A 22,655-nucleotide genomic window follows, 5' to 3' on the forward strand; every position below is an offset into this window, starting at 1 on the left:
CCCGTCCCCATCTGCTCACACCCCTTCTCGCGTGCCTGCGCCTACCGGTCTGTGGAAGTCACGAGAGCCGCCCCCCAGTCCTTCGGCCCGGGGTTTCCCCCGGGCCGAACGGACCATTTCCCCATCGCGGGAGCCGCGGCCGGATTACCGGCCGGGCTCCTTTTATCCGACCCCCCTGGCCGGGCAACTCTCGTTCGCAGGACTGAAGTTACTTTCGTGATCCGAGGTGGCTCAACACCCGCCCGGTCACTTCACCCGTAAGGGTGATCTCGATTCGTTTTCGAATGCGAACGACCTCCCGCGTGTGGCCGGGGCGTTGAGGGGCGGCGTCCGGTCCGGGCGCCCCCGAGCTGTCCCCGGAGACCGTTCCGCGACCCCGCGCGCCGGTTGACGTGCAATTGTGCGGATCCCGGTGGTCGGGGCGCGGGCCGCCCGGGACGGGCCCGGGCACGCCACGCGGTAGTCTCGACAGGTGCCGAAACTGTCCGACGTCATCGCCGCGCTCGAAGAGATCTACCCGCCGCAGTGGGCGGAGTCCTGGGACGCCGTCGGCCTGGTCTGCGGAGACCCGGACGCCGAGGTCGCCAGGGTGCTGTTCGCCGTCGACCCGGTGCAGGCGGTGGTCGACGAGGCCGCCGAGTGGGGCGCCGACCTCGTGGTCACCCACCACCCGCTGTACCTGCGCGGCACCACCACCGTCGCCGCGACCGGCTTCAAGGGCCGGGTGGTGCACTCGCTGATCCGTGCCGGGATCGCCCTGCACGTCGCGCACACCAACGCCGACCACGCCGATCCGGGCGTCTCCGACGCCCTCGCCGAGGCGGTCGGCCTGCGGGTCACCGGTCCGATCGTGGCCGACCCGACCGACCCGACCGGGCGCCGCGGCTCCGGCCGGATCGGCGTCCTGGAGCCCCCGCTGATCCTGGCCGCGTTCGCCGACCGGGTCGCCGCCGGGCTGCCCGCCACCGCCACCGGCGTCCGGGTGGCCGGCGACCCGACCCGCCTGATCAGCCGGGTCGCGGTCTGCGGCGGCTCCGGCGACAGCTTCCTCGCCGAGGTCCGTGCCGCCGGCGTCGACGCCTACGTGACCGCCGACCTGCGCCACCACCCCGCCTCCGAGGCGACCGAGGCCGCCCCGGTCGCCCTGGTCGACGCCGCCCACTGGGCCACCGAGTGGCCCTGGCTGCCCCTGGCCGAGCGCGCCCTGACCGGCGTCGCGGCCGAGCGCGGCTGGCAGCTGGAGACCAGGGTGTCCACCCGGGTCACCGACCCGTGGACGGCGCACGCCCCGATGCCGTACGCCCCGCCGTCGGGCGAGCCGCTGCCGTCCGCGCCCTGACGCGCTGCCGCGCGTCCCCCGAACCCTTCGCCGCCCTTCCGATTCACACAGGAGCCTTCCGCTTGAACGCCGCGCCCGCCGACCAGATCCGCCTGCTCGACCTGCAGGCCATCGACTCCCGCCTGGACCAGCTGGCCCACCGGCGCCGCACCCTGCCCGAGCACGCCGAGATCGACAAGGCCGCCGCCGACCACACCGCGCTCAAGGACCTGGTGATCGCCGCCCAGGCCCAGCTCGGCGACACCCAGCGCGAGCAGACCAAGGCCGAGCAGGACGTCGAGCAGGTCCGCACCCGGGCCGCCCGCAACCAGCAGCGGATGGACTCCGGCGCGGTCACCTCGCCCAAGGACCTGGAGAACCTGCAGCACGAGATCGGCTCGCTCGCCAAGCGCCAGGCCGACCTGGAGGACGTCGTCCTGGAGGTCATGGAGCGCCTGGAGTCCGCCGAGACCCGGGTCACCGAGCTGACCGCCCGCCTGGAGCACTCCACCGTCGTCCTCAAGGAGGCCGAGGGCCGCCGCGACGCCCAGTTCGCGGAGCTCGACGCCGACGCCGAGAAGGTCAAGCGCGACCGCGAGGCCATCGCCGCCGTCATCCCCGCCGACCTGATGAAGCTCTACCTGCGCCTGCGCGAGCAGCAGGGCGGCGTCGGCGCGGCCCGCCTGTACCAGCGCCGCTGCGAGGGCTGCCGCACCGAGTTCTCGATCACCGAGTTCAACGCCATCAAGGCCGAGCCCAACGACAAGGTGCTGCGCTGCGAGAACTGCGGCCGGATCCTGATCCGCACCGGCGAGTCGGGCGTCTGACCCGGTGGCCGGTCGCAAGTTCATCGTCGAGGCCGACGGCGGTTCCCGGGGCAACCCGGGGCCGGCCGGCTACGGCGCGGTGGTCCGCGACGGCGACACCGGCCAGATCCTGGCCGAGGCCGCCGAGTTCATCGGCCGTGCCACCAACAACGTCGCCGAGTACAAGGGCCTGATCGCCGGCCTCAAGGCCGCCCGCGACCTCGACCCCGACGCGTCGGTCGACGTCCGGATGGACTCCAAGCTGGTCGTCGAGCAGATGTCCGGGCGCTGGAAGATCAAGCACCCCGACATGCAGCCGCTCGCCGCCGAGGCCCGCACCGTCCTGCCGCGCGGCCAGGTCAGCTACAGCTGGATCCCCCGCGAGCGGAACAAGGACGCCGACCGGCTCGCCAACGAGGCGATGGACGCCGGCAAGCAGGGCAAGCAGTGGGAGCCCAAGGCCCGCGCGGCCGCCGTCGCGGTGGCGGAACCGGCCACCGAACCGCTGCCCGAGGCACCGGCCCCCCGGGCCGGCTGGGCCGCCCCCGCCGACCTCGGCACCCCCACCACGCTCGTCCTGCTCCGCCACGGCGAGACGCCGCTCACCCCGCAGAAGCGCTTCTCCGGCAGCGGCGGCAGCGACCCCGGACTCTCCGAGAAGGGCCGCTGGCAGGCCGAACGCGCCGCCGAGGCCCTCGCCGCCCGGGGCACCGTCCAGGCCGTCGTCGCCTCGCCGATGCTCCGCACCCGGCAGACCGCCGAGGCCGTGGCCACCAAGCTCGGCCTGGAGGTCCGGATCGAGGAGGGCCTGCGCGAGCTCGACTTCGGCGACTGGGAGGGGCTCACCTTCGCCGAGGTGATGGAGCGCCACCCGGACGACCTCACCGCCTGGCTGGGCTCGCCCAAGGTCAAGCCCACCGGCAGCAGCGAGTCCTTCACCACCCTCACCCACCGGGCCGGGGTGGCCAGGGACAAGATCCTCGCCCGCTACCCCGGCAAGACCGTGCTGGTCGTCTCGCACGTCAGCCCGATCAAGACCCTGGTCCGGCTCGCGCTCGGCGCCCCGCCGGACTCCGTCCACCGGATGGAACTCGCCGCGGCCTCGCTCTGCGCCGTCCAGTACTACGCGGACGGCAACGCGTCCCTGCGCCTGCTCAACGACACCGGCCACCTGCGGTAGCCGACGTCCGCCGAGCCCCCGGCCCGCTGCCGGGGCTCGGCGGCCCGGCACCGGGGCTCAGTGCACGTCGGTCACGATCACGTCCAGCTGCCAGGCCTTGCGCGCGGTGCCCCGCACCGAGACCTCGACCCGGTACCCCAGCCCCGCCAGCGCGTCCACCAGCTCGCCCGGCGACCCCGGCTCCACGCCCGCGTTCAGCAGGTCCCGGACCAGCCGCCCCTTGGTCGCCTTGTTGAAGTGGCTCACCACCGAGCGCTTCAGCACGCCGTCCACCTCGCGCTCCTGCAGCACCCGGACGGTCGCCGTCCGCGCCACCACCGCACCCGCCGGCTTCCACGCCGCCGCGTACGCCGAGCTGCGCAGGTCCAGCACCAGCCCGTCGCCCGCCGCCTCCGGCAGGACCGCGTCCATCTCCTTGCGCCAGTACGGGCCGAGCGCGCCCACCGGCGGCAGCTTCACCCCCATCGAGCAGCGGTACGACGGGATCCGGTCACCGATCCGCACCGCGCCCCACAGACCCGAGAAGACCAGCAGCGAACGCTCCGCCCGCGCGTACGCGGCCTCGTCGAGCTTCGCCAGCCCGAGGTTGTCGAACAGCACACCGGTGTACACCTCGCCCGCCGGGCGGGCACCCGCGGTGCGCAGGGCGGCGTTCTTCGCCACCTCGCCGCGCAGGCCCTTGCTCAGGCCGAGCACCTCCGCCGCCCGCTCCTCGTCGCCCGCGCACAGCTCGACCAGCGCGGCCAGCACCGCCTCCCGCGCGCCGGCCAGCCCGGGCAGCGACAGCGCGTCCGGCTCCAGCGGCGCCCCGGCCTCCGGAGCGGCCTTCCCCTCCGACGGCGGCAACAGCACCAGCACGGCGACACCCCTCAACAATCTGTGGCAGCGGACTCGCCAACCCTACCGCCCCCGACCGAATCCACTCGTCCCACCAGCCCCACGGACACCACCCGCACCACCGGCCACAACGGTGCTGCCACGCAGGTCAACCGCCGTGCGCCACACCCCCCTTCGCGCCCCTTCCAACGCGCCGACCGCACCGCCCCGCCTTACGCTGCGACCATGCCGCGCCGACACCTGAGCGTCCGAGCCGCCGAGACCGCGAGGATCAACCACGAGCTCGCGGACCTGCGCACCCGTCTGGAGATCCGCTCCGACTGGCCGCCCGAGGTGCTGGTCGAGGCCGACCGCGCGGCGTCGGTGCCGCGCCTCCCCGACCTCGACGCCACCGACCTCGAGATGTTCACCGTCGACCCGCCCGGCTCCCGCGACCTCGACCAGGCGATGCACCTGGCCCACCGCGACGGCGGCTACCGGGTCCACTACGCGATCGCCGACGTCGCCGCCTTCGTCACCCCCGGCGGTGCGATCGACGCCGAGGCCGCCCGGCGCGTCCAGACCCTCTACTTCCCCGACGGCAACGTCCCCCTGCACCCCGCCCGGCTCGCCGAGGGCGCCGCCAGCCTGCTCCCCGGCGAACTCCGCCCCGCCCTGCTCTGGCAGATCGACCTCGACGCCGACGGCGCCGTCGTCCTCGCCGACCTCCGCCGCGCCCAGGTCCGCTCGCGCCGCCGACTCGACTACGCCACCGTCCAGCACGCCGTCGACAGCGGCACCGCCGACGAGCAGCTCGGACTGCTCGCCGAGATCGGCAGGCTCCGCGAGGCGCAGGAACAGGCCCGCGGCGGCATCAGCCTGCCGATCCCGGAGCAGGAAGTGGAGGCGGAGGACGGCGGCTACCGCCTCGGCTACCGGGCACCCCGCCCGGCGGACGGCTGGAACGCCCAGATCTCCCTGCTCACCGGCATGGCCGCCGCCGAACTGATGCTGGACGCCGGCACCGGCATCCTGCGCACCCTCCCCGCCGCACCCGAGTCCGCGTACGCCCGCCTGCGCCGGGTCGCTGCCGCGCTGCACGTGGACTGGCCGGAGACGACGAGCTACCCCGAACTGGTCCGCTCGCTCGACCCGGCCCGCACCGCCCACGCCGCCTTCCTCAACGAATGCACCGGACTGCTGCGCGGCGCCGGCTACCACGCCTTCGACGCCGCCCGGGGCATCGCCCCGCCCGCCGACCCCGGCCACGCGGCGCTCGCCGCCCCCTACACCCACTGCACCGCGCCGCTGCGCCGGCTCGGCGACCGGTACGCGCAGGAGATCTGCGTGGCGGTCGCCGGCGGCACCGAGGTGCCGGACTGGGTCCGGGAGGCGCTCTTCGACGTGCCCGAGCTGATGGAGAGCGGCGACCGGCGGGCCCACGAAGTCGAACGCGCCACGGTCGACCTGGTCGAGGCGGAGCTGCTGCGCGGCCGCGAGGGCGAGGAGTTCGACGCGGTCGTGGTCGACCTGGACGACCGCCGGCCCACCGTCGGGACCGTCCAGCTGACCGACCCCGCCGTGGTCGCCAAGTGCGACGGCCCCCAGCCGCTGCCGCTCGGCGAACGCGTCCGCGCCCGGCTCACCACCGCCGACCCGGCCACCCGCACGGTCCGCTTCTCGCTCTGATCCACCGGATCCACCTGATCCACTCTCCGAATCACATTTGAGACGATCATCGGGTGAGCACCCAGCCGACCGTCCCGCCCCCGCCCGCCGCGCCGGACCGTCGCCACCGGCTGCTGGTCCTCGCGATCTGCTGCCTCAGCCTGTTCATCGTCGGACTCGACAACACCGTGGTGAACGTCGCGCTGCCCGCCATCCAGCAGGACCTGCACGCCCCCACGTCCGGCCTCCAGTGGATCATCGATGCCTACACCCTGGTGCTCGCCTCCCTGCTGATGCTCTCCGGCTCGGTCGCCGACCGGATCGGCCGCCGCCGCGTCTTCCGGGCCGGCCTGCTGCTGTTCGTGCTCGGCTCGCTGCTGTGCAGCCTGGCGCCCGGCCTCGGCTGGCTGATCGCCTTCCGCGCACTCCAGGCGGTCGGCGGCTCGATGCTCAACCCGGTCGCGATGTCGATCATCACCAACACCTTCACCGACAAGCGCGAACGCGCCCAGGCGATCGGCGTCTGGGGCGGTGTGATCGGCATCAGCATGGCCCTCGGGCCGCTGATCGGCGGCTTCCTGGTCGACAGCGCGGGATGGCCGGCCGTCTTCCTGATCAACATCCCGGTCGGACTCGGCGCCTTCGCCCTCACCTTCCGCTACGTCCCCGAGTCCCGGGCGCCGCGGCCCCGGCGGCTCGACCCGGTCGGCCAGCTGCTGATGGTCGTGATGCTCGGCTGCGGAACCGCCGCGATCATCGAGGGCCCCGGGTACGGCTGGACCTCCCCGGTGATCCTCACCCTCGCCGCCCTCGCCGGGGCCGCGCTGGTCTGCTTCCCGTTCTGGGAACGCCGGACCGCCGAACCGCTGATCGACCCCCGCTTCTTCCACAGCGTGCCGTTCACCGGCGCCACCCTGACCGCCGTCTGCGCGTTCGCCTCCCTGGGCGGATTCCTCTTCCTCAACACCCTCTACCTGCAGAACGTCCGCCACTACAGCCCGGTCGAAGCCGGACTCTGGACCCTCCCGATGGCCGGACTCACCCTGGTCGCCGCCCCCGTCTCCGGCCGGATCGTCGGCCTGCGCGGCCCCCGGCTCCCGCTCGTCGTCGCCGGACTCGCCATGGCGGCCAGCGGACTCCTGCTCACCCGGCTCACCGTCGACGCCTCCGCTGCCCTGCTGATCGCCGCCTACGCGCTCTTCGGCCTCGGCTTCGGCCTGGTCAACGCCCCCATCACCAACTCCGCCGTCTCCGGCATGCCCCTCGCGCAGGCGGGCGTCGCCGCGGCCGTCGCCTCCACCAGCCGCCAGATCGGCCAGTCCCTCGGCGTCGCCGTGATCGGCACCGCCGTCACGACCGCGGTGGTCGGAACGGTCGACTTCACCACCGCCACCCACATCGGCTGGTGGATCATCACCGCCCTCGGCCTCGCTGTCCTCGCCCTCGGCCTGCTCACCACCACCCCCTGGGCCGCCGCCACCGCCGCCCGGGTCGCCGCCCGCTTCGACGCGGGAGCGGGCGCGGTGCAAGGAGCCCCCACCGAGCGGCTACGATGACCACTACGGCGGACGAGCCGGCCGGGCGGTCGCGTCGGGCTCCCCAGGGAGCTCGCCGAGGAACGTCCGGGCTCCACAGAGCAGGGTGGTGGGTAACGCCCACCCGGGGTGACCCGCGGGACAGTGCCACAGAAAACAGACCGCCTGGGGCTTCGGCACCAGGTAAGGGTGAAACGGTGGTGTAAGAGACCACCAGCGACCGAGGTGACTCGGCCGGCTAGGTAAACCCCACTCGGAGCAAGGTCAAGATCGGTGCCCTCGGGCGCCGTGCGCGGATGTTCGAGGGCTGCTCGCCCGAGTTCGCGGGTAGACCGCACGAGGCTGTCGGCAACGGCAGCCCTAGATGGATGGCCGCCTCCCTGGGCGCCGCAAGGCTCCCGGGAGACAGAACCCGGCGTACAGGCCGACTCGTCCGCCGCTACCAGCGGCTTTGCCCCGGAAAGGGCCTCTGACCTGTGTCGGAGGCCCTTTCCGATCTTTCACGGGCCTACCGACGCTCGCCGTGCTCGCCGTGCTCGCCGAGCTCGGCGGCGTGAAAGGCGCGAGACGCGGACGGTCACCGAGCCGGCAGTGGCGGGCCTTGTCAGCCGACCTGGCCGGAGGGGCGTACGACGAGCTGGTTCACGTCCACGCCCTCGGGCTGGTTGACGGCGAACACGATCACGGTGGCGATCTGCTCGGCGGTCAGCGTCGGCGCGGCTTGCGGCGTGCCGCCACGCTCGGTCCAGAACGGGGTGTCCACCACGCCCGGCGCGACCAGTGTGACGCCGACGTGGTCCTCGGCCACCAGTTGCCGGACGTTCTCGACCAGCGCGTGCGCGGCCCACTTGGTGACGGAGTACAGGTTCCCGGGGGTGTTCCTGATGCCCGCAACCGAACCGACGACCACGATCCGGCCCTTGGACTCGCGCAGGTGCGGCAGCGCCTCGCGCACCAGCAGCGCCGGGCCGAGGACGTTCGTCAGGACCATCGCGCGCATCGCCTGGGGGTCGTGGTTCTCCAGGGTGCCGGGCAGCGAGTAGCCGGCGTTGGCGATCACCGTGTCCAGCCGGCCCCACCGGTCGACGACCTGACGGACGGCCGACGCGACGTCGTTCTCGTCGGCGGCGTCACCGGCGATCGTCAGCAGCTGCTTCCCGGCGTCGACCGAGGTGGCGAAGGCGGCCAGGCGGCCGGCGTCGCGACCGGTGACCGCCACCAGGTCGCCCTGCTCGAGCAGTGCTCTGGCCGTTGCTGCGCCGATGCCGCTCGAACCGCCGGTGATCAACGTGACGCGTTCCATGGGGCCTGATGCTACTACGGCCGATTGTCGCGGCCGGGCCGTAAACGGCCAACGGACCGCGGTACGAGGGGCCGTAGAGCACCGGACAAGCGGCCGCCACGCCGAGCCGCGACCGTCGCGGAGGTGAGGCACCGTCAGGTTCGAAGAGCCGCGAGCATGCGAAGTGCGGGAACCGGAGCCGTCTTCGGGCCTGGCCTGCGCGGGGGTGGTGGAGGAAGGATTGGCCCTGGGGCATGAGGGCCTCTCCGAGTGAACCGGCCCGGGTCGGAGCTTGATCGCTGCGAGGGTCCAGTTCTTTTCAACGTACTGAGGTCTGATTTCTCGTCACGTGAACCGTAGCCGAGCTCAGAGCTAGAAATTCGAGGAAACTCTGTGGGAATCCGCTCCCTCATGCCTGCGCCACCCAAGATGCGGGCGCCCCGGGCCGAAGGCCCCGCGGCGCCCGCGAACCGCGCGGCCAGGCTGCTCTGGCCTCTGACGCTGGTCAACACGTTCGGCAACGGCCTGTTCCGGGTGAACAGTGCGTTGTTCTTCACGCACGTCGGTGACATGACGGCGGCTCAGTTCGGCACCGGACTGGCTGCCGGCGGTGTCTTCGGCGTCCTCGCGTCCGTGCCGTTCGGCCGGGCTGCCGACCGTTGGGGTGCCCGCCGTGTGCTGATGGTCCTCTGGGCCGCGGAGGCCGTGGGGCTCCTGGGTTATACGCAAGTTCACTCGTTCTGGCTGTTCCTCGTGCTGATCTGCCCGATCACCGCGCTGGATCGCGGGTCGGTGGTGGCGTACCGGGCGCTGCTGGCGACAGCGCTGCCACAGGAGGGTGTGGTCGAGGCGCGGGCGAAGCTTCGAGCACTGGCGAATGTCGGGGTCGGGCTCGGCGCGGGCGTCGGCGGCCTTGCGCTCGCGGTGAACACGTCCACCGCCTACTTCGCTGTCATCGTCGTCGACTGCCTGACCTTCGTCGTCGCCGCGGCCATGCTGGCCCGCCTGCCGATCGACGTGGCGGCCGCCCCTGTGGCCACCGGGCAGGATCGCCGACGGACGGGCGTGCTGCGCGACCGGCGTTATGTGCTGTTCAGTGCGATCTGCACGGTCCTGGCGCTGCAGTTCGGCATTTTCGAAGTCGGCCTCCCGCTGTGGGTGGTCCGCGACACGGACGCACCGCGGGAGATCGTGGCGGTCGCGCTCGTGATGAACACAGCCCTCGTCGCCTTGCTCCAGGTCCGCCTGAGTCGAGGCAGCGAGGACAATGCCGGCGCGGTCCGGGTCGGCGAGCGCGCCGGATGGCTGTTGGCTCTGGGCTGCGCGGTCTTCGTCGCGTCACGATTCGGGTCGGCGATCGCGGCGACGGTCCTGGTCCTGGGCGCGGCCCTGGTCATGACGATCGCCGAGGTGTACTTCGCGGCCTCGAGCACCACGCTGAGCTACAACCTCGCACCCGACGGCCAGGCCGGCGCCTACCAGGGCCTGTTCCAATCGGGGACATCCATAGCGACATCGCTTGCCCCGGTGGTGATGACGAGCGGCGTGCTGCCGTTCCCGGTATGGGGCTGGCTGGCCCTCGGCGGGGTCTTCGCCGTCGCCGGGACCTCACTCCGCTGGATCGACGTCGGGACCCGCCGGTAGCCGCGCGGCAGCGGGCCTGCCGGCAGGAACTCCTGCGCGGTGGCCCGCTGCGGCGCACGCTCGACTGTGAGGGCTCCACGGGGGCAAGGGCTACGACCACGACCGCCTGTGGCGATGGCTGCGCTCCCGCGGCGCCCTCCCTCGGATCGCCGGACGAGGAGTGGAGTCCCCGCAGCGCCCGGGCCGCCCAGTCGATCTGCGGACGGACCCCCGGCAGTGCCCATGGTCCAGAGCGTCGCCGGCCGGATCGGCCAGGAACCGAACAAACCACCGCGGTAGTGCCACCCGTTGTCATCGGCAGGCCGAGCCGGCCTCGACTCACCTTCCGGCAGGCGCCGGTCGCAGTCGCCCGGGTACGCCCGACGTTCGCTCAGCCGGCCGCCCCGGGACCGTCCTCATCACCTTTGCCTCTGCCCCAGAGGTAGCCCATCTGCATCCGGTTGTGTGCCTCGAGCTCTCGCTTCATGCCGGCGATGTGGCTCTGCAGCGACCGCTCGCTGATGCCGAGCCGCCGGGCTATCTGCTTGTCCGGGTAGCCGTTGACCAGCAGGCGCTTGATCGAGTCGCGCATGGCGGGCATGACCTCCTTTGCCGCCATCGCCGCATAGTTCGGGACGAACGGGAAGGGCTTTGCCCGATCCCACGACCGGTTGAACATGTCGCGGAGGAAGCCGACGACGGCCGGCTCGCTCACCGCGACCGCAGAGGTGCGGTCTGCGTTCGCGGCGATGAAGGCGACGTCGTCCACGATGATCAGGCGGTCGAAGAACTCGTCGAGCGTACGGACCGAAGCTCCGAGTCGTGTCACCTCCTGGACGTACTCCTTTGTCGCCTCGTCGAAACGCGTCGTGTGCTGATAGAGCGTACGCATGACGACGCCTGCGGCTACGTGACGCCGCACGCTTTCCAGGGCGTCGTCAAGAACTTCCCTCGGGCGAGGACCGTCCGGCTGTGCGGTGAGAATTTCCCGCCGGGATCCCGACAGGGCGTCATCGATGGCCTGGGCGATGGTGGACAGTCCGTGAATTTCGCGGATGCCCGAACTCCTGTTGGTGGCTGCGAGCGACACGTCCTGCAGCCGGCTGGCCTGCTCATCGACGAGTCGGCTCAGGTCCGTCAAGTGCTTGGCCATTCCCTGGACGAACTCTTCCGACTCCGTCAGAGCGTTTGGCGGAGCGGCACTGGGGCAGTGACTCCTCGTGCCCTCCTCGTTGCATGCGGTGTTTGACTCTGCCGTGCGCCCCGCCCATTTTTCGTCTTTGTCCATATTGAGCCCCCGTGAACATTGGCAATGCAGGAACCGGAGCCATCTTAGCTCCTGGCCTGTGCAGGGGTGATGCGGGAAGGATTGGACCCAGGTCGGAGCTTGATCGCTTCCGGGGCATTCGTGTACTGAATTGATGGAAACATGACAAAGCTGGACGATACGGGCATGCGCTGTTTTGCCTCGACCGGGATCGCCAGTTTTTCCGCAGGTCAGACGCGCAATTCACTCGAATCCGGTGCGTGAACAGCTGTCGAGGCGGCGCGAGCCAGGCCGGCCTTCTCGCTCGTGCCCAGTGGGCTTCGGTGAATGGATAGATCCATCATGCATGTTCGTTCAATCTTGACCCGTACGACCCGCACCGTACGCGTGGCATTCATCGGCGGCATCGCCGGTGTGGCAGTGGCGGTAGCCATGGGGTTCGGTTCGTCCTCGCCGTCCGTCACCACGGTGTCCGAGGTCGGTTCAAGTGTGGTGGCGACCGACGATGTCGGCTGGAACTTCGTCGGGCCCGTCCCCGCCCCCTGACGGCGCGGAGATCAGTGGTGGCCGTGAACGACGGTAGTCCTCAATGTGCTGAGTCTGATTTCTCGCACCTGCACCACGGCCGAGCTCGCAGCTAGAATTCGAGGAAACTCTGTGCCTTATCGTGTCCTGGTGGTACAACCCGCTTTCTCCGCGATCGCCTATGTCACTCATGCCCGTTCTCTCGGTTGGGACGTCGTGGTGGCCTCCCACGAGGCCGAAGGTCGGAAGGTCGCCGAATCCGTGCGATCTGCCGCGACCGAGATGATTACGACGGATACCAACTCCGGCGATGTCCTGGAATCTGCCGTCGTCCGATCCCACCAGCGGAACGCCATTCATGCCGTTGTCGCCGGCGGCGAATACTACGTTCCGGCGGCCGCCCGGCTGTCCGCCCGGCTGGGGCTGTCCGGCCTGGCCGGCACGGCCGTCGACAAGGTCCGGCACAAGGCGAGGATGCGCGAGGCGGTGGCTGCGGCCGGCCTGGACGTGCCGAGGTTCACCGTGGTCCGTGAGCCGGCGGAACTCGATGCGGCATGTGCCTACGTGGGCTTCCCCGCGGTCGTCAAGCCGGTCGATTCCGGCGGGAGCGTTCACGTGTCGCGCGTCGACTCCCTCGAAGAAGCACGCAGGGCGCTGTCGGCGATTCACGCCGAGCAGGGACTCGAGTTCGACCGGCCGCTGACCGCCGACGCGATGGTCGAGCAGTACATGGCCGGAACGGAGTACAGCGCCGACGGCTACGCCGGCAACGGCGAGGTCACCGTTGTGGCGGTGACGCGGAAGCTGCTCGGTCCCGAGCCGCGGTTCCTGGAGCTGGGGCACCTCACGCCCGCGCCGCTCGACGAGGTTGTCCGCCACGAACTGGCCTCGTACGCCGTGGATGTCGTCAAGGCGGTGGGGATCACGACGGGGCCGTTCCACTGCGAAATGCGCCTCAGCGAGGGGCGCCCCGTTCTCATCGAGGTGGCCGCACGCCTGCCCGGCGGAAAGATCACCGAGCTCATGGAGATGGCCACCGGCACCAGGTTGCCCGGAATGGTTCTCGCGGGCATCACCGGCGCGGACCCCGAGAGCGCGGCGGTGTACGGCGAGCCGGTCGCCAAGGCGGCCGGAATTCGCTTCTTCACCGCGGGCGGAGCAGGTTCGTACGCGCGGCTCGAAGGCTGGGACGAGTTGATGGCCGAGCCGTGGGTGGTGGGGGGCCACGTCCTCATCGAACCGGACGCCCCCATCAAGACCGACGAGGCGGACTACAGCTGTCGGATCGCGGCCGTCGTGTTCACCGCGGAGTCCCCGGAAGAGGCGCACGACCGCTGGTCGGAGATCGGTGACCGCGTACGCGTGGTCACCACCTGACACGAAAGAAGGATCGAAGATGAATCCCCTGCGCCTCCACTGGTGTTCGCCGCCCGACACGGGACAGGCGAGGCCCATGGATGCCTACAACTTCGGCAAGCTCGACATGGGCGAGGTCAAGGACTTCGTCCAGGAGGCCGAGGAACTCGGCGTCGACACCCTGCTGTTCGGCATCTCCAAGAACCTTCCCGACCCGCTGCCGGTGCTCGGTGCGCTGTCGCAGGTCACGGACCGCATCAAGTTCATGCTGGCCTACCGGCCCGGCCTGATGACGCCGACCCTGTTCGCGCAGGTCGTCAACACGCTGTCCTGGATGACCGACGGACGGACGTCCCTCAACATCGTCTCCGGCATCTCCCCGGCGGAGCAGGCCGGATACGGCGACTTCCTCAGCCACGACGAGCGCTACGACCGGTGCAACGAGTTCCTGGAGGTCATCCGCGGCTTCTGGGAGGGCGAGTCACCGCTGAGCTACGACGGCCGGCACTACACCATCAAGGACGCCTCGCTCGGCCTCAGCCACAAGAACGGTGGCCGTCCGCAGATCTACATCAGCGGCAACTCCGCCGTCGCCCAGCAGACGACGATCGCCTCCGGCGACTGCTGGCTGCGCTACGGCGACACCCCCGAGGCCATGGCCGCGTCCACCAAGCCGCTCCTCGACGCGGGCCGGCGCGTGGGCACCCGCATGCACGTGCTGTCCCGTCCCACCCGCGAGGAAGCCGTGGCGGAGCTTGCCAAGCTCGTGCGCGATCCGAACGAAGAGCACAAGGAGTGGGTCCGCCAGGTGGTGAACAGCACCGACTCCGAGGCGGTCAAGTCCTCGTTCCGGCTGGCGGAGTCGGCCAAGGGCGAGTGGCTCTCGCCCTTCATCTGGACCGGTGCCGTGGCCTACCGCGGCGGCCCGGCGCTGTGCGTGGTCGGCAGCCACGAGGAGGTCGCCGGCTACCTCCACAGCTACAAGGCCGCGGGCATCAGCGAGTTCATCTTCTCCGGCTGGCCGACCCGCGACGAGATGGGGAACTTCTTCACCCACGTCGCTCCCCTGATCCGTCGCCTTGAGGCAGCAGAGGTGTCCTGAGCGGGCAGGGCGACCACCTGCGCGCGCTGCCCGGTGTCACGCGGTTCCATCAGTTCAGTGCACGAATGCCCCAGCAGCGATCAAGCTCCGACCTGGGCCGTTCGCTCGTTCGAGGTGCGTGAACAGCTACGGAGGAGTAACCATGCACGTTGTCGTCATCAACCGGTGGCCGAGGTTCCTGGAGGGGCCGCGCTGGGACTTCTCGATGGGCCGCTTCGAGGAGCTCATCGACCACGAGCGGCACCAGGTCAGTTACCTGGTCGACGCGGTCGGCGCCACCGGAGTCCTTGCCGATCCCGAGCAGATCGCCGACCTGGTCGAGGTCGAGGACCTCAACGACTTCGAGGCGCTCTGCCGAGCGGTTCGGAAGATCACGGACCGCGTCGGCCCGGTCGACCGGCTCATCGCCGTGTCGGAGGCCACGATCGGTATCGCGGCCGAAGTCCGCGCAGCACTCGGCATCCCCGGTCCGCGACCCGAGGACGTGGCGCTCTACCGGAACAAGCTGCGGATGAAGGAAGCCGTGGCGGCGGCCGGTATCCGCGCGCCGCGGTTCGCGTCCTGCGAGAGCGCCGAGTCCACGGTGGACTTCGCGCGGGCGACCGGGTTCCCGCTGATCCTCAAGCCGGTGTCCGGCGCGGGGAGCAGGGGGGTGCACCGCATCGAGGACGAAGCCGAGCTCACGACGCTGCTGGATCAGATCGACACCGGGGACTACGAACTCGAGGAGTACATCGAGGGGCCGATCTACCACGTGGACGGGTTTGTCGGCGAGGACTCGCAGATCCCGTTCATGGCGGTGTCCCGCTACATCAATGACTGCCTGTCCTTCGAGGCGGCCGGGCAGCCGCTCGGTTCGGTCGTTGTTCAGGCCTCGCCGCTGCGGAGCCGGGTGGAGGAGTTCGCGCGGAAGTGCGTCGCGGCCCTGAACATGGCCTCCATGCCGTTCCACCTCGAACTCTTCGTCACCGCAGCAGGAGACCTGGTCTTCCTGGAGATCGCGGGCCGCATCGGCGGGGCCGAGGTGCCGTACCTCACGGACAAGCTCTTCGGGGTCAACCTCTTCGAGCTCTGGCTGGACGCCCTGTGCGAGGGCGGGGCGACGGTCCCGCCGCAGACGGGCGACCCGTCCGGCGGCTGGCTGATCATCCCGAAGCCCGACGGACTGCCGGCCGAGGTCGTCTCGGTGACCTCGATGCGGGACCACTTCGCCACGGTCTGGCGGGAGTTGGTGCCGACCCCGGGTGAGGTGATGCAGCCCGGCGGCAGCTACGACGCGGTGCACAGCGGGCGGTTCATCCTCACCGGCGACGAGTCGGCCGTGGAGGAGGACATCCGGAAGATCATCGCCGGGTTCCGGATCGAGACCGCTCCGCTGCCGGAGTGAGGAACCCCGGACCGGGCCCTGCCCGGCCGACCGGGCGCAGCGCATCAAGGCCCTTCCCGAGGAGCACCTCGGGAAGGTGACGGGGCCGTTCCACCTGCTCACCATGCCGGCCGGGCCCATCGGCGGGCTCGTGCTGCCGGTGTCGATCCGGGCCTTCGGCCGTGCGCGCGGCCGCCGACCGCCAGCCGACTGCCGGCCGACCGGCCGTCGACCGACAGTCGACCGATCGCCGACCGTCCGCCGCCGAGAAGCGGCGGAGGTCACAACACACCATCACGGGCCGTCGGCTGCTTCGGCCTGTCAGAAAACATTCACGAGCTGCTCTGCGGGGGAACTTGATGGACGTCGGTTCTGTACGCTTCAGCGAACTCTTTGGCTCGTTCCCGACCCCGATCGCCATCGTCACGGCAACGGACGGAGCGGGTGAGCCGTACGGCTTCACCAGCAACGCCGTCTGCTCGGTGTCGGCGGCGACGTCGACGCTGCTGGTCTCCGTCGGCAAGGGGTCCCGCACACTGCCGGCGATCATGTCGTCGCAGGCGTTTGCGGTGAACTTCCTCTCCTCGTCCGGGCGTGACGCCTCGCAGGTGTTCGCGAGCAAGGCCACGGACAAGTTCGCGCATGTCGAATGGCGCCCCTCGGCCGTTGCCGGAGGCGCACCACTGCTCACCGAAATCGCCCTCGGAATCGCGGAATGCAGGGTAGAGAACGCGATCGAGGTGAGTGACCATTGGCTCTTCATCGGCCGGGTGGAAGGCGCTGAGACCTTCCCCCGCGAGCCACTTCTCTACCGTCGGGGCGACTACGGTGTCTGGTCGCCGCTGAACGAGTTCTCCACTGTCTAGTGCGATGTGCGCACTCGAACCTCATGGTTCGCCGGGCAGTGCCTCTCCAGAAATATATCGACATCTCTACTTTCTCCTGTCGACCATGGACGCAGAAGGGTTTCACATGGATATCGGGGCCGTGGACCACATCGAGTTCTACGTCGGAGACGCCCAGCAGTCCGCGTTCTACCTCTGCACCGCTTTCGGCTTCCGTATCTGCGGCCAAGCCGGTCCCGAGACCGGACAGGCCGACCACCGCTCGCTCCTGCTGCGCCAGGGCGGCATCGAGGTCGTCCTCACCTCCGCCCTCAACCCCACTCACCCGGCCGCGTCCTACGTGATGCAGCACGGTGACGGCGTCGCCAACATCGCCTTCGAGGTCGGCGACGCGGCCCGTGCCTTCGCGCTGGCCGTCGAGAGGGGCGCCGTCGCCGTCGAACCGCCCACGGTCCACAGCAAGGACGGCACCGAGGTGGTCACCGCCGCGGTACTGGGCTTCGGCGACGTCGCCCACCGGTTCGTCCAGCGCACCGGCGACCGCAAGCAGTTCATGCCCGGGGTGATGGACATCATCGCCGCGGACCCCGAGGCGGGCGAGGAACTGCTCAACACCGTGGACCACGCGGCGATCTGCCTGCCCGCGGGCCAACTGCGCCCCACGGTCGCGTTCTACGAGCACGTCTTCGGCTTCTCGCAGATCTTCGAGGAGTTCATCGAGGTCGGCTCCCAGGCCATGGACTCCAAGGTCGTCCAGAGCCCCTCCGGCAAGGTGACCTTCACCCTGATCGAGCCGGTCACCGACCGCATGCCGGGCCAGATCGACACCTTCCTCGCCCGCCACGGCGGCGCCGGCGTCCAGCACGTGGCCCTGCTCTGCGAGGACATCGTGGAGACCGTGCAGACCCTGGAGCAGCGGGGCGTCACCTTCCTCCAGACGCCGGCCGCCTACTACGACCAGCTGAACGAGCGCTTCGAGAGCCCCGACCTCCAGGTCGAGGACCTGCGCCGGACCAACGTCCTCATCGACCAGGACCACTGGGGCCAGGTGTTCCAGATCTTCACCCAGTCCCAGCACGTGCGGAAGACGTACTTCTGGGAGGTCATCGACCGGCACGGCGCCCGCACCTTCGGCAGCGGCAACATCAAGGCGCTCTACGAGGCGGTCGCCCGCGAGAAGGTCGTCTCCTGACCCGGCTCCGTGTGCCGTTCCTCCACCGAAACCACTGATTTCCAAGACTGATCTCTAAGGAAGAGCATGACCACCGAGGCCGCCCAGACCTTCGAGCTCACCGACGAGGAGCGCGCGCTGCTCCCGACCGACGAGGACGTCGCCTTCTACGCCGAGCACGGCTGGTACCTGTCGAAGAAGCTGTTCACCGACGCGGAGATCGAGCAGCTGGAGGCCGCCAGCGAGCGCTTCTACGCCGGCCACCGCGACCGCACCCTGCCGGTCCGCCCGCCCAAGCTGGCCTACTGGGAGCCGGAGAAGGGCGACGTCCAGCGGCACAACGACTACATCCACTACGAGGACGACACCATCGGGCGCATCCTGCGCAAGCCGCTGCTCGGCGCGGTCGCCGCGCGCCTGGCCGAGGCCGAGCAGATCCGGGTGTTCCAGTCGACGCTCATCTACAAGCCCCCGGCGGCGCAGGAGCAGTCGAACATCGTGCCCTGGCACTTCGACCGCCACTACTGGTCCACGTCGACCTCGGAGCGGATGCTGACCGCGTTCATCCCCTTCCACGACTGCGGTGAGGAGATGGGCACCATCACGATGGTCGACGGCAGCCACCTGTGGAAGGAGACGGCCGACAACGACGCCACCTCCCTGCACTTCGCCGAGCGCGACCGCTCCGAGCTGGACCAGATGCTGGAGGACAACGCGGCCTTCAACGGGGTCGAGGTCACGAAGATCCCGGTCTTCATCCCCAAGGGCCACGTCAACTTCCACCACTGCCGCACCTACCACGGCAGCGGTGCCAACGTCAGCGACCGCCCGCGCCGGGCCATCTCGTTCCACCTGCAGGACGGCGGGAACCGGTACCGCGACTTCTTCCGCTCGGACGGCACCCAGGTCGGCTACAACCACGACGTGCTGGTGCGGCGCACCGCCGAGGGCACCCCCGACTACAGCGACCCCGAGTACCTCCCGCTGCTGTGGAGCGAACACTGATGCGCAGTGTCGCGGTGGTCGGTACCGGGTTGATCGGCACCTCGATCGGCCTGGCCCTGCGCGGCCGTGGCGTGACCACCTACCTGATCGACATCGATCCGGAGGCGGCGCGCACGGCCGCCGAACTCGGGGCCGGTATCGCGGGCAGCCCGCGTGAACCGGTCGATCTGGCGGTCGTCGCGGTACCACCGCGGTACGTTGCCGCGACCCTCAGGGAACACCAGCTACGGGTGCTGGCCCATGACTTCACCGATGTGGCCAGCGTCAAGGAACAGGTCCAGCAGGAGGCGGCCCGGGCCGGCTGCGACCTGACCCGCTTCGTCGGAGGGCACCCCATGGGTGGCCGGGAGCAGTCGGGTCCGCTGGCCGCGAGCGCCGACCTGTTCCACGGCCGTCCCTGGGTACTCACTCCGACCTCGCAGACCCGGGCGCAGACGGTCGAACGCGCGCGGAACCTGGCCGAGCTGTGCGGGGCCCGGCCGGTCGTGATGACCCAGGCGGAGCACGACCAGGCGGTCGCGCTGGTCTCCCACACCCCGCATCTGGTGTCGAGCCTCCTCGCGGCGCGTCTGCTGCAGGGAGAGCAGTCCCAGCTCGGGCTCGCGGGACAGGGACTCCGTGACGTGACCCGCCTCGCCGGAGGCAGCCCTGAACTGTGGACCGACATTCTGGGCACGAATGCCGTGGCCGTCGCCGACGTGCTCGCGGAGTTCTCCCACGACGTGGGGCTGATGGTCGACACGTTGCGCACGATGGGCACCGCCCGGAAGCCGGAGCAAGGCAGTGCCTCCCGGGACCGGCTCGCGTCGGTCCTGCTCCGCGGCGTGCAGGGAAGGGCTCGGATCCCCGCGTGCAGCACGGGCAGCACGGGCGGAGCCGGCCTGGGCACGGGCGGAGCCGGCTTGAACGCGGACGGAGCGGGCCTGAGCACGGGCGGAGCCGGCCTGAGCACGGACTATGCGACCGCACCGGGAAGGGTGTGAGAGATGACTGACGTTGCAGCGCCACCGGAGCAGGCCCTGTTGCTCGCCGACCTGCACGGATCGCTCACAGCCCCGGTCCTCGACGCGATGACCTTCCTCAACGAGGTCGTCGGTCGTTTCCCGGACGCGATCTCCTTCGCTCCGGGCCGACCGACCGAGGCCGGCTTCGAACCCGAGGACCTTGCACGCCACCTGCAGACGTACACCACGTACCTCGAGAAGGAACTCGGCTGGTCACGCGATCAGGTGCGGACCCAGTTGTTCCAGTACGGCCGTACCAGCGGCATCATCCGAGAACTGATTGCCAGGACGGTCGCCAACGACGAGGGAATCCAGGTCCCGCCGGAAGCGATGGTGGTGACGACGGGCTGCCAGGAGGCATTGCTCCTTACCCTGAGGGCGCTCTTCGCCAGGCCCGAGGACACCCTGCTGGTCAGTTCACCTTGCTACGTGGGCATCACCGGCGTGGCCCAGCTCCTGGGCATCCGCGTGCGCCCCGTGCCGGAAGGCCCCGCCGGACCCGATCCGGAAGCCCTGCTCGCGGCTGTCCACGCCAGCAGGCAGGCGGGCGAAAACCCCCGGGCCTTCTACGTGGTCCCGGACTTCGGCAACCCCTCGGGAGCGAGCATGAGTCTGGCGGCGCGGAAGCGCCTGCTGGAGTTGGCTGCTGACGAAGACTTGCTCGTCCTAGAGGACGACCCCTACGGGTTCTTCGTCCGATCCGGATCAGCCCGCCCGACACTGAAAGCCCTCGACCACAGCCGCCGTGTGATCTTCTTGGGCTCCTTCGCCAAGACCGCGCTTCCTGGAGCCCGCGTGGGCTACATCATCGCCGACCAGGAGGTCATGGGCCCATCCGGCCGGCGCACCATGCTCACGGACGAACTGTCGAAGATCAAGAGCATGACCACGGTGAACACCTCGGCCGTCAGCCAGGCCGTCATCGGCGGACTGCTGGTCGAAAGCGACTGTCGGCTCCGCACGGCGAACTCCCGCGCCGTCGCCCACTACCGCACCAACATGGACACGCTGCTCGACGAGTTGGAGCGGCACTTCCCCGCGGAGCGCCGGGCCGAGGTCGGAGTCCGTTGGAATCGCCCCGACGGCGGCTTCTTCGTCGTCGTCGACGTCCCTTTCGTCGCCGACCACCGGGCTCTGGAGCTCTCCGCACGGTGCTTCGGTGTGCTGTGGACCCCGATGTGCGACTTCCATCTGGACGGCGGGGGCACACATCAGTTGCGTCTGTCGTGCAGCTCGCAGAGCCCGCAAGAGATCACCGAGGGCGTCGCGAGGTTGGCCGACTTCATCACCGCGCAGGCAGGCGGTACGGCCGGCTAGGCCCATCCACCTGCGCGCCAGCGACCCGCTCACCGGACGGAGAATGGAGAACACGAGGTGCCGAATCTGGACGCCTACGAAGCTGCGGCCAAGGAGCGGCTGCCGAGACCGGTCTGGGACTTCCTTGCAGGCGGCAGCGGCACCGAGTCGATGCTGACGGCGGGCCGGGAGGCTCTGGACCGGATTCAGTTGCGGCCGCGCTGCCTCGTCGACGTCTCCCGCTGCGACGCCTCGACCGCCCTCCTGGGTGCCGAGTTGGCGGCTCCCTTGGGTATCGCCCCCATGGCCTACCATCGGCTCGCCCACCCTGAGGGCGAGGTGGCAACGGCGCGCGCCGCGGGCGCCGCGGGCGCGCTGTTGACAGTGAGCATGTTCGCCAGCCGGACTCTTGAGGACATCGCCGCGGCGGCCAGCGGCCCCCTGTGGCTCCAGCTCTACTGGCTCAAGAACCGTGGGGCGATGACGGATCTGATCGGCCGGGCCGAGTCCGCCGGCTATCGGGCGCTGGTGCTTACCGTCGACGCACCCAGAGTCGCGTTCCGCCCGCGCGATGCCCTCAACGAGTTCGTGGTATCGCCCGATGTGCGAGCGGTCAACCTCGCTCCGGAGGTCATGGCCGCTTCCCACCGGAGCCTGAACGGGCAATCGGCCGTCGCACGGCACTCGATGGAGCAGTTCGACGCCTCGATCACCTGGGAGGACCTTGCGTGGCTGCGCGGAGTGACGTCCCTGCCGGTGGTGCTGAAGGGCGTGCTGACCGGCGAGGACGCTGAGCTGGCAGTCAAGAACGGCGTTTCTGGGCTGGTCGTCTCCAATCACGGCGGCCGACAGCTTGATTTCTCCAGGAGCGCTCCGGAGTGCCTCACCGAGGTGGTGGACGCTGTGAGCGGACGATGCCAGGTCATCCTCGACGGGGGGATCCGGCACGGCGCAGACGTGGCCAAGGCCCTGTGCATGGGGGCGGACGCGGTCATGATCGGACGTCCGGCTCTCTGGGGGCTGTCACATTCCGGTGCCGAGGGGGTCGAAGGTGTCCTACGGCTGCTTGTTGACGAGTTCGAGGAAGTCATGGCCTTGATGGGCGCGCCGTCCGTCGCCGATTTCGGACGGTCGGGAGTCTCCCATCGAGGCTGTTGCACAGTTCCGACTGCGGCCCGTCACACCTGCGCATCGTGATGCTCGGGGCAGGGTGAGTCGATCGATCGTCTCGCTCGCGAATGGCTTGGGCACTCCGATCCCGCCGCTACGCCCCGGACCTCCGCTCACTTCATGCCGCAGGCAGGGGCGGCGCGCGGCCGCGCGGCCATTCACCGGTAAACGTGCAGGTCAGAGCTTGATCGACTCGAGGGCTGGACGGAATCCGGCGTACAGGCCGACTCATCCGCCGCCTTGCACAGGCCAGGTCGTCAGACCTGGCCTGTCGTGCTGCCCGGGGACACGTCAGTCGTCGGCCCGTGACGCGTCAGCCC

Annotated in this window: 19 protein-coding genes and 1 other RNA gene; 17 read left to right on the forward strand and 3 right to left on the reverse strand. The window is 70.1% G+C overall.

Features of this window, described 5'->3' with window-relative positions:
* The first annotated feature begins 472 nt into the window (after window positions 1-472).
* From ACGFX4_RS12960 to ACGFX4_RS12970, 3 genes are all read left to right on the forward strand, one after another.
* A complete protein-coding gene (locus ACGFX4_RS12960; RefSeq protein WP_393072633.1) occupies window positions 473-1,339 on the forward strand; it encodes a Nif3-like dinuclear metal center hexameric protein in 867 nt (288 codons plus the stop codon).
* 62 nt (window positions 1,340-1,401) lie between these two features.
* A complete protein-coding gene (locus tag ACGFX4_RS12965; RefSeq protein ID WP_393072635.1) occupies window positions 1,402-2,145 on the forward strand; it encodes a zinc ribbon domain-containing protein in 744 nt (247 codons plus the stop codon).
* Window positions 2,146-2,149: 4 nt separating this feature from the next.
* Entirely contained in the window at window positions 2,150-3,304 is a 1,155-nt protein-coding gene (locus tag ACGFX4_RS12970) for a bifunctional RNase H/acid phosphatase (protein ID WP_393072637.1), read from the forward strand.
* A 57-nt stretch (window positions 3,305-3,361) separates the two neighbouring features.
* Here the strand turns inward: ACGFX4_RS12970 and yaaA are convergent, their stop codons facing one another.
* Window positions 3,362-4,162: a peroxide stress protein YaaA gene (gene yaaA / locus ACGFX4_RS12975; protein ID WP_393072639.1), complete on the reverse strand. Its 801-nt coding sequence runs from the start codon at window positions 4,160-4,162 to the stop codon at window positions 3,362-3,364.
* Window positions 4,163-4,366: 204 nt separating this feature from the next.
* Here yaaA and ACGFX4_RS12980 point away from each other — a divergent pair, with 204 nt between their 5' ends.
* The 3 genes from ACGFX4_RS12980 (at window position 4,367) to rnpB (ending at window position 7,759) form a co-directional block, all read left to right on the forward strand.
* A complete protein-coding gene (locus tag ACGFX4_RS12980) occupies window positions 4,367-5,809 on the forward strand; it encodes an RNB domain-containing ribonuclease (RefSeq protein ID WP_393072641.1) in 1,443 nt (480 codons plus the stop codon).
* 53 nt (window positions 5,810-5,862) lie between these two features.
* On the forward strand, window positions 5,863-7,344 hold the full coding sequence (locus ACGFX4_RS12985) for an MFS transporter (RefSeq protein WP_393072643.1): 1,482 nt from the start codon (window positions 5,863-5,865) through the stop codon (window positions 7,342-7,344).
* 13 nt (window positions 7,345-7,357) lie between these two features.
* Window positions 7,358-7,759: RNase P RNA component class A (gene rnpB / locus ACGFX4_RS12990), an RNA gene on the forward strand.
* 168 nt (window positions 7,760-7,927) lie between these two features.
* Here rnpB and ACGFX4_RS12995 read toward each other — a convergent pair.
* A complete protein-coding gene (locus tag ACGFX4_RS12995) occupies window positions 7,928-8,626 on the reverse strand; it encodes an SDR family oxidoreductase (RefSeq protein WP_393072645.1) in 699 nt (232 codons plus the stop codon).
* Window positions 8,627-8,998: 372 nt separating this feature from the next.
* Between ACGFX4_RS12995 and ACGFX4_RS13000 the strand changes: the two genes are divergently transcribed.
* Window positions 8,999-10,249, forward strand: coding sequence for an MFS transporter (locus tag ACGFX4_RS13000; protein WP_393072647.1), 1,251 nt, complete (start codon window positions 8,999-9,001; stop codon window positions 10,247-10,249).
* Window positions 10,250-10,619: 370 nt separating this feature from the next.
* On the opposite strand, the gene ACGFX4_RS13005 is transcribed toward ACGFX4_RS13000, so the two are convergent.
* Window positions 10,620-11,381 carry a LuxR C-terminal-related transcriptional regulator gene (locus ACGFX4_RS13005; protein WP_393072649.1) on the reverse strand — a complete coding sequence of 254 codons (762 nt, stop codon included), beginning with the start codon at window positions 11,379-11,381 and terminating at the stop codon, window positions 10,620-10,622.
* A 501-nt stretch (window positions 11,382-11,882) separates the two neighbouring features.
* Between ACGFX4_RS13005 and ACGFX4_RS13010 the strand changes: the two genes are divergently transcribed.
* The 10 genes from ACGFX4_RS13010 to ACGFX4_RS13055 all read left to right on the forward strand — a co-directional run bounded on the left by ACGFX4_RS13010 (window position 11,883) and on the right by ACGFX4_RS13055 (window position 22,362).
* Window positions 11,883-12,041 carry a hypothetical protein gene (locus ACGFX4_RS13010; RefSeq protein ID WP_393072651.1) on the forward strand — a complete coding sequence of 53 codons (159 nt, stop codon included), beginning with the start codon at window positions 11,883-11,885 and terminating at the stop codon, window positions 12,039-12,041.
* A gap of 129 nt (window positions 12,042-12,170) precedes the next feature.
* Window positions 12,171-13,397 carry an ATP-grasp domain-containing protein gene (locus ACGFX4_RS13015; RefSeq protein WP_393072653.1) on the forward strand — a complete coding sequence of 409 codons (1,227 nt, stop codon included), beginning with the start codon at window positions 12,171-12,173 and terminating at the stop codon, window positions 13,395-13,397.
* Between the two features lie 76 nt (window positions 13,398-13,473).
* Window positions 13,474-14,478: an LLM class flavin-dependent oxidoreductase gene (locus tag ACGFX4_RS13020; RefSeq protein WP_393072655.1), complete on the forward strand. Its 1,005-nt coding sequence runs from the start codon at window positions 13,474-13,476 to the stop codon at window positions 14,476-14,478.
* Between the two features lie 142 nt (window positions 14,479-14,620).
* Entirely contained in the window at window positions 14,621-15,865 is a 1,245-nt protein-coding gene (locus ACGFX4_RS13025) for an acetyl-CoA carboxylase biotin carboxylase subunit family protein (protein WP_393072657.1), read from the forward strand.
* Window positions 15,866-16,203: 338 nt separating this feature from the next.
* The gene (locus tag ACGFX4_RS13030; protein ID WP_393072659.1) at window positions 16,204-16,710 is read left to right on the forward strand and encodes a flavin reductase family protein; all 507 of its coding nucleotides are present in this window, start codon (window positions 16,204-16,206) and stop codon (window positions 16,708-16,710) included.
* A 106-nt stretch (window positions 16,711-16,816) separates the two neighbouring features.
* Window positions 16,817-17,881: a 4-hydroxyphenylpyruvate dioxygenase gene (hppD, locus tag ACGFX4_RS13035; protein WP_393072661.1), complete on the forward strand. Its 1,065-nt coding sequence runs from the start codon at window positions 16,817-16,819 to the stop codon at window positions 17,879-17,881.
* Between the two features lie 66 nt (window positions 17,882-17,947).
* Entirely contained in the window at window positions 17,948-18,865 is a 918-nt protein-coding gene (locus tag ACGFX4_RS13040) for a phytanoyl-CoA dioxygenase family protein (RefSeq protein WP_393072663.1), read from the forward strand.
* Window positions 18,865-19,848, forward strand: a complete 984-nt coding sequence (locus tag ACGFX4_RS13045; RefSeq protein WP_393072665.1) for a prephenate dehydrogenase — start codon at window positions 18,865-18,867, stop codon at window positions 19,846-19,848. The genes ACGFX4_RS13040 and ACGFX4_RS13045 overlap by 1 nt, the downstream gene beginning before the upstream one ends.
* Before the next feature lie 3 nt (window positions 19,849-19,851).
* The gene (locus ACGFX4_RS13050) at window positions 19,852-21,186 is read left to right on the forward strand and encodes a PLP-dependent aminotransferase family protein (RefSeq protein ID WP_393072667.1); all 1,335 of its coding nucleotides are present in this window, start codon (window positions 19,852-19,854) and stop codon (window positions 21,184-21,186) included.
* A gap of 57 nt (window positions 21,187-21,243) precedes the next feature.
* Window positions 21,244-22,362, forward strand: coding sequence for an alpha-hydroxy acid oxidase (locus tag ACGFX4_RS13055; protein ID WP_393072669.1), 1,119 nt, complete (start codon window positions 21,244-21,246; stop codon window positions 22,360-22,362).
* Window positions 22,363-22,655 lie beyond the last annotated feature (293 nt).

It is taken from the genome of Kitasatospora sp. NPDC048365 (assembly GCF_043200835.1).
In the GTDB taxonomy this organism is placed as follows: Bacteria; Actinomycetota; Actinomycetes; order Streptomycetales; family Streptomycetaceae; genus Kitasatospora; species Kitasatospora terrestris.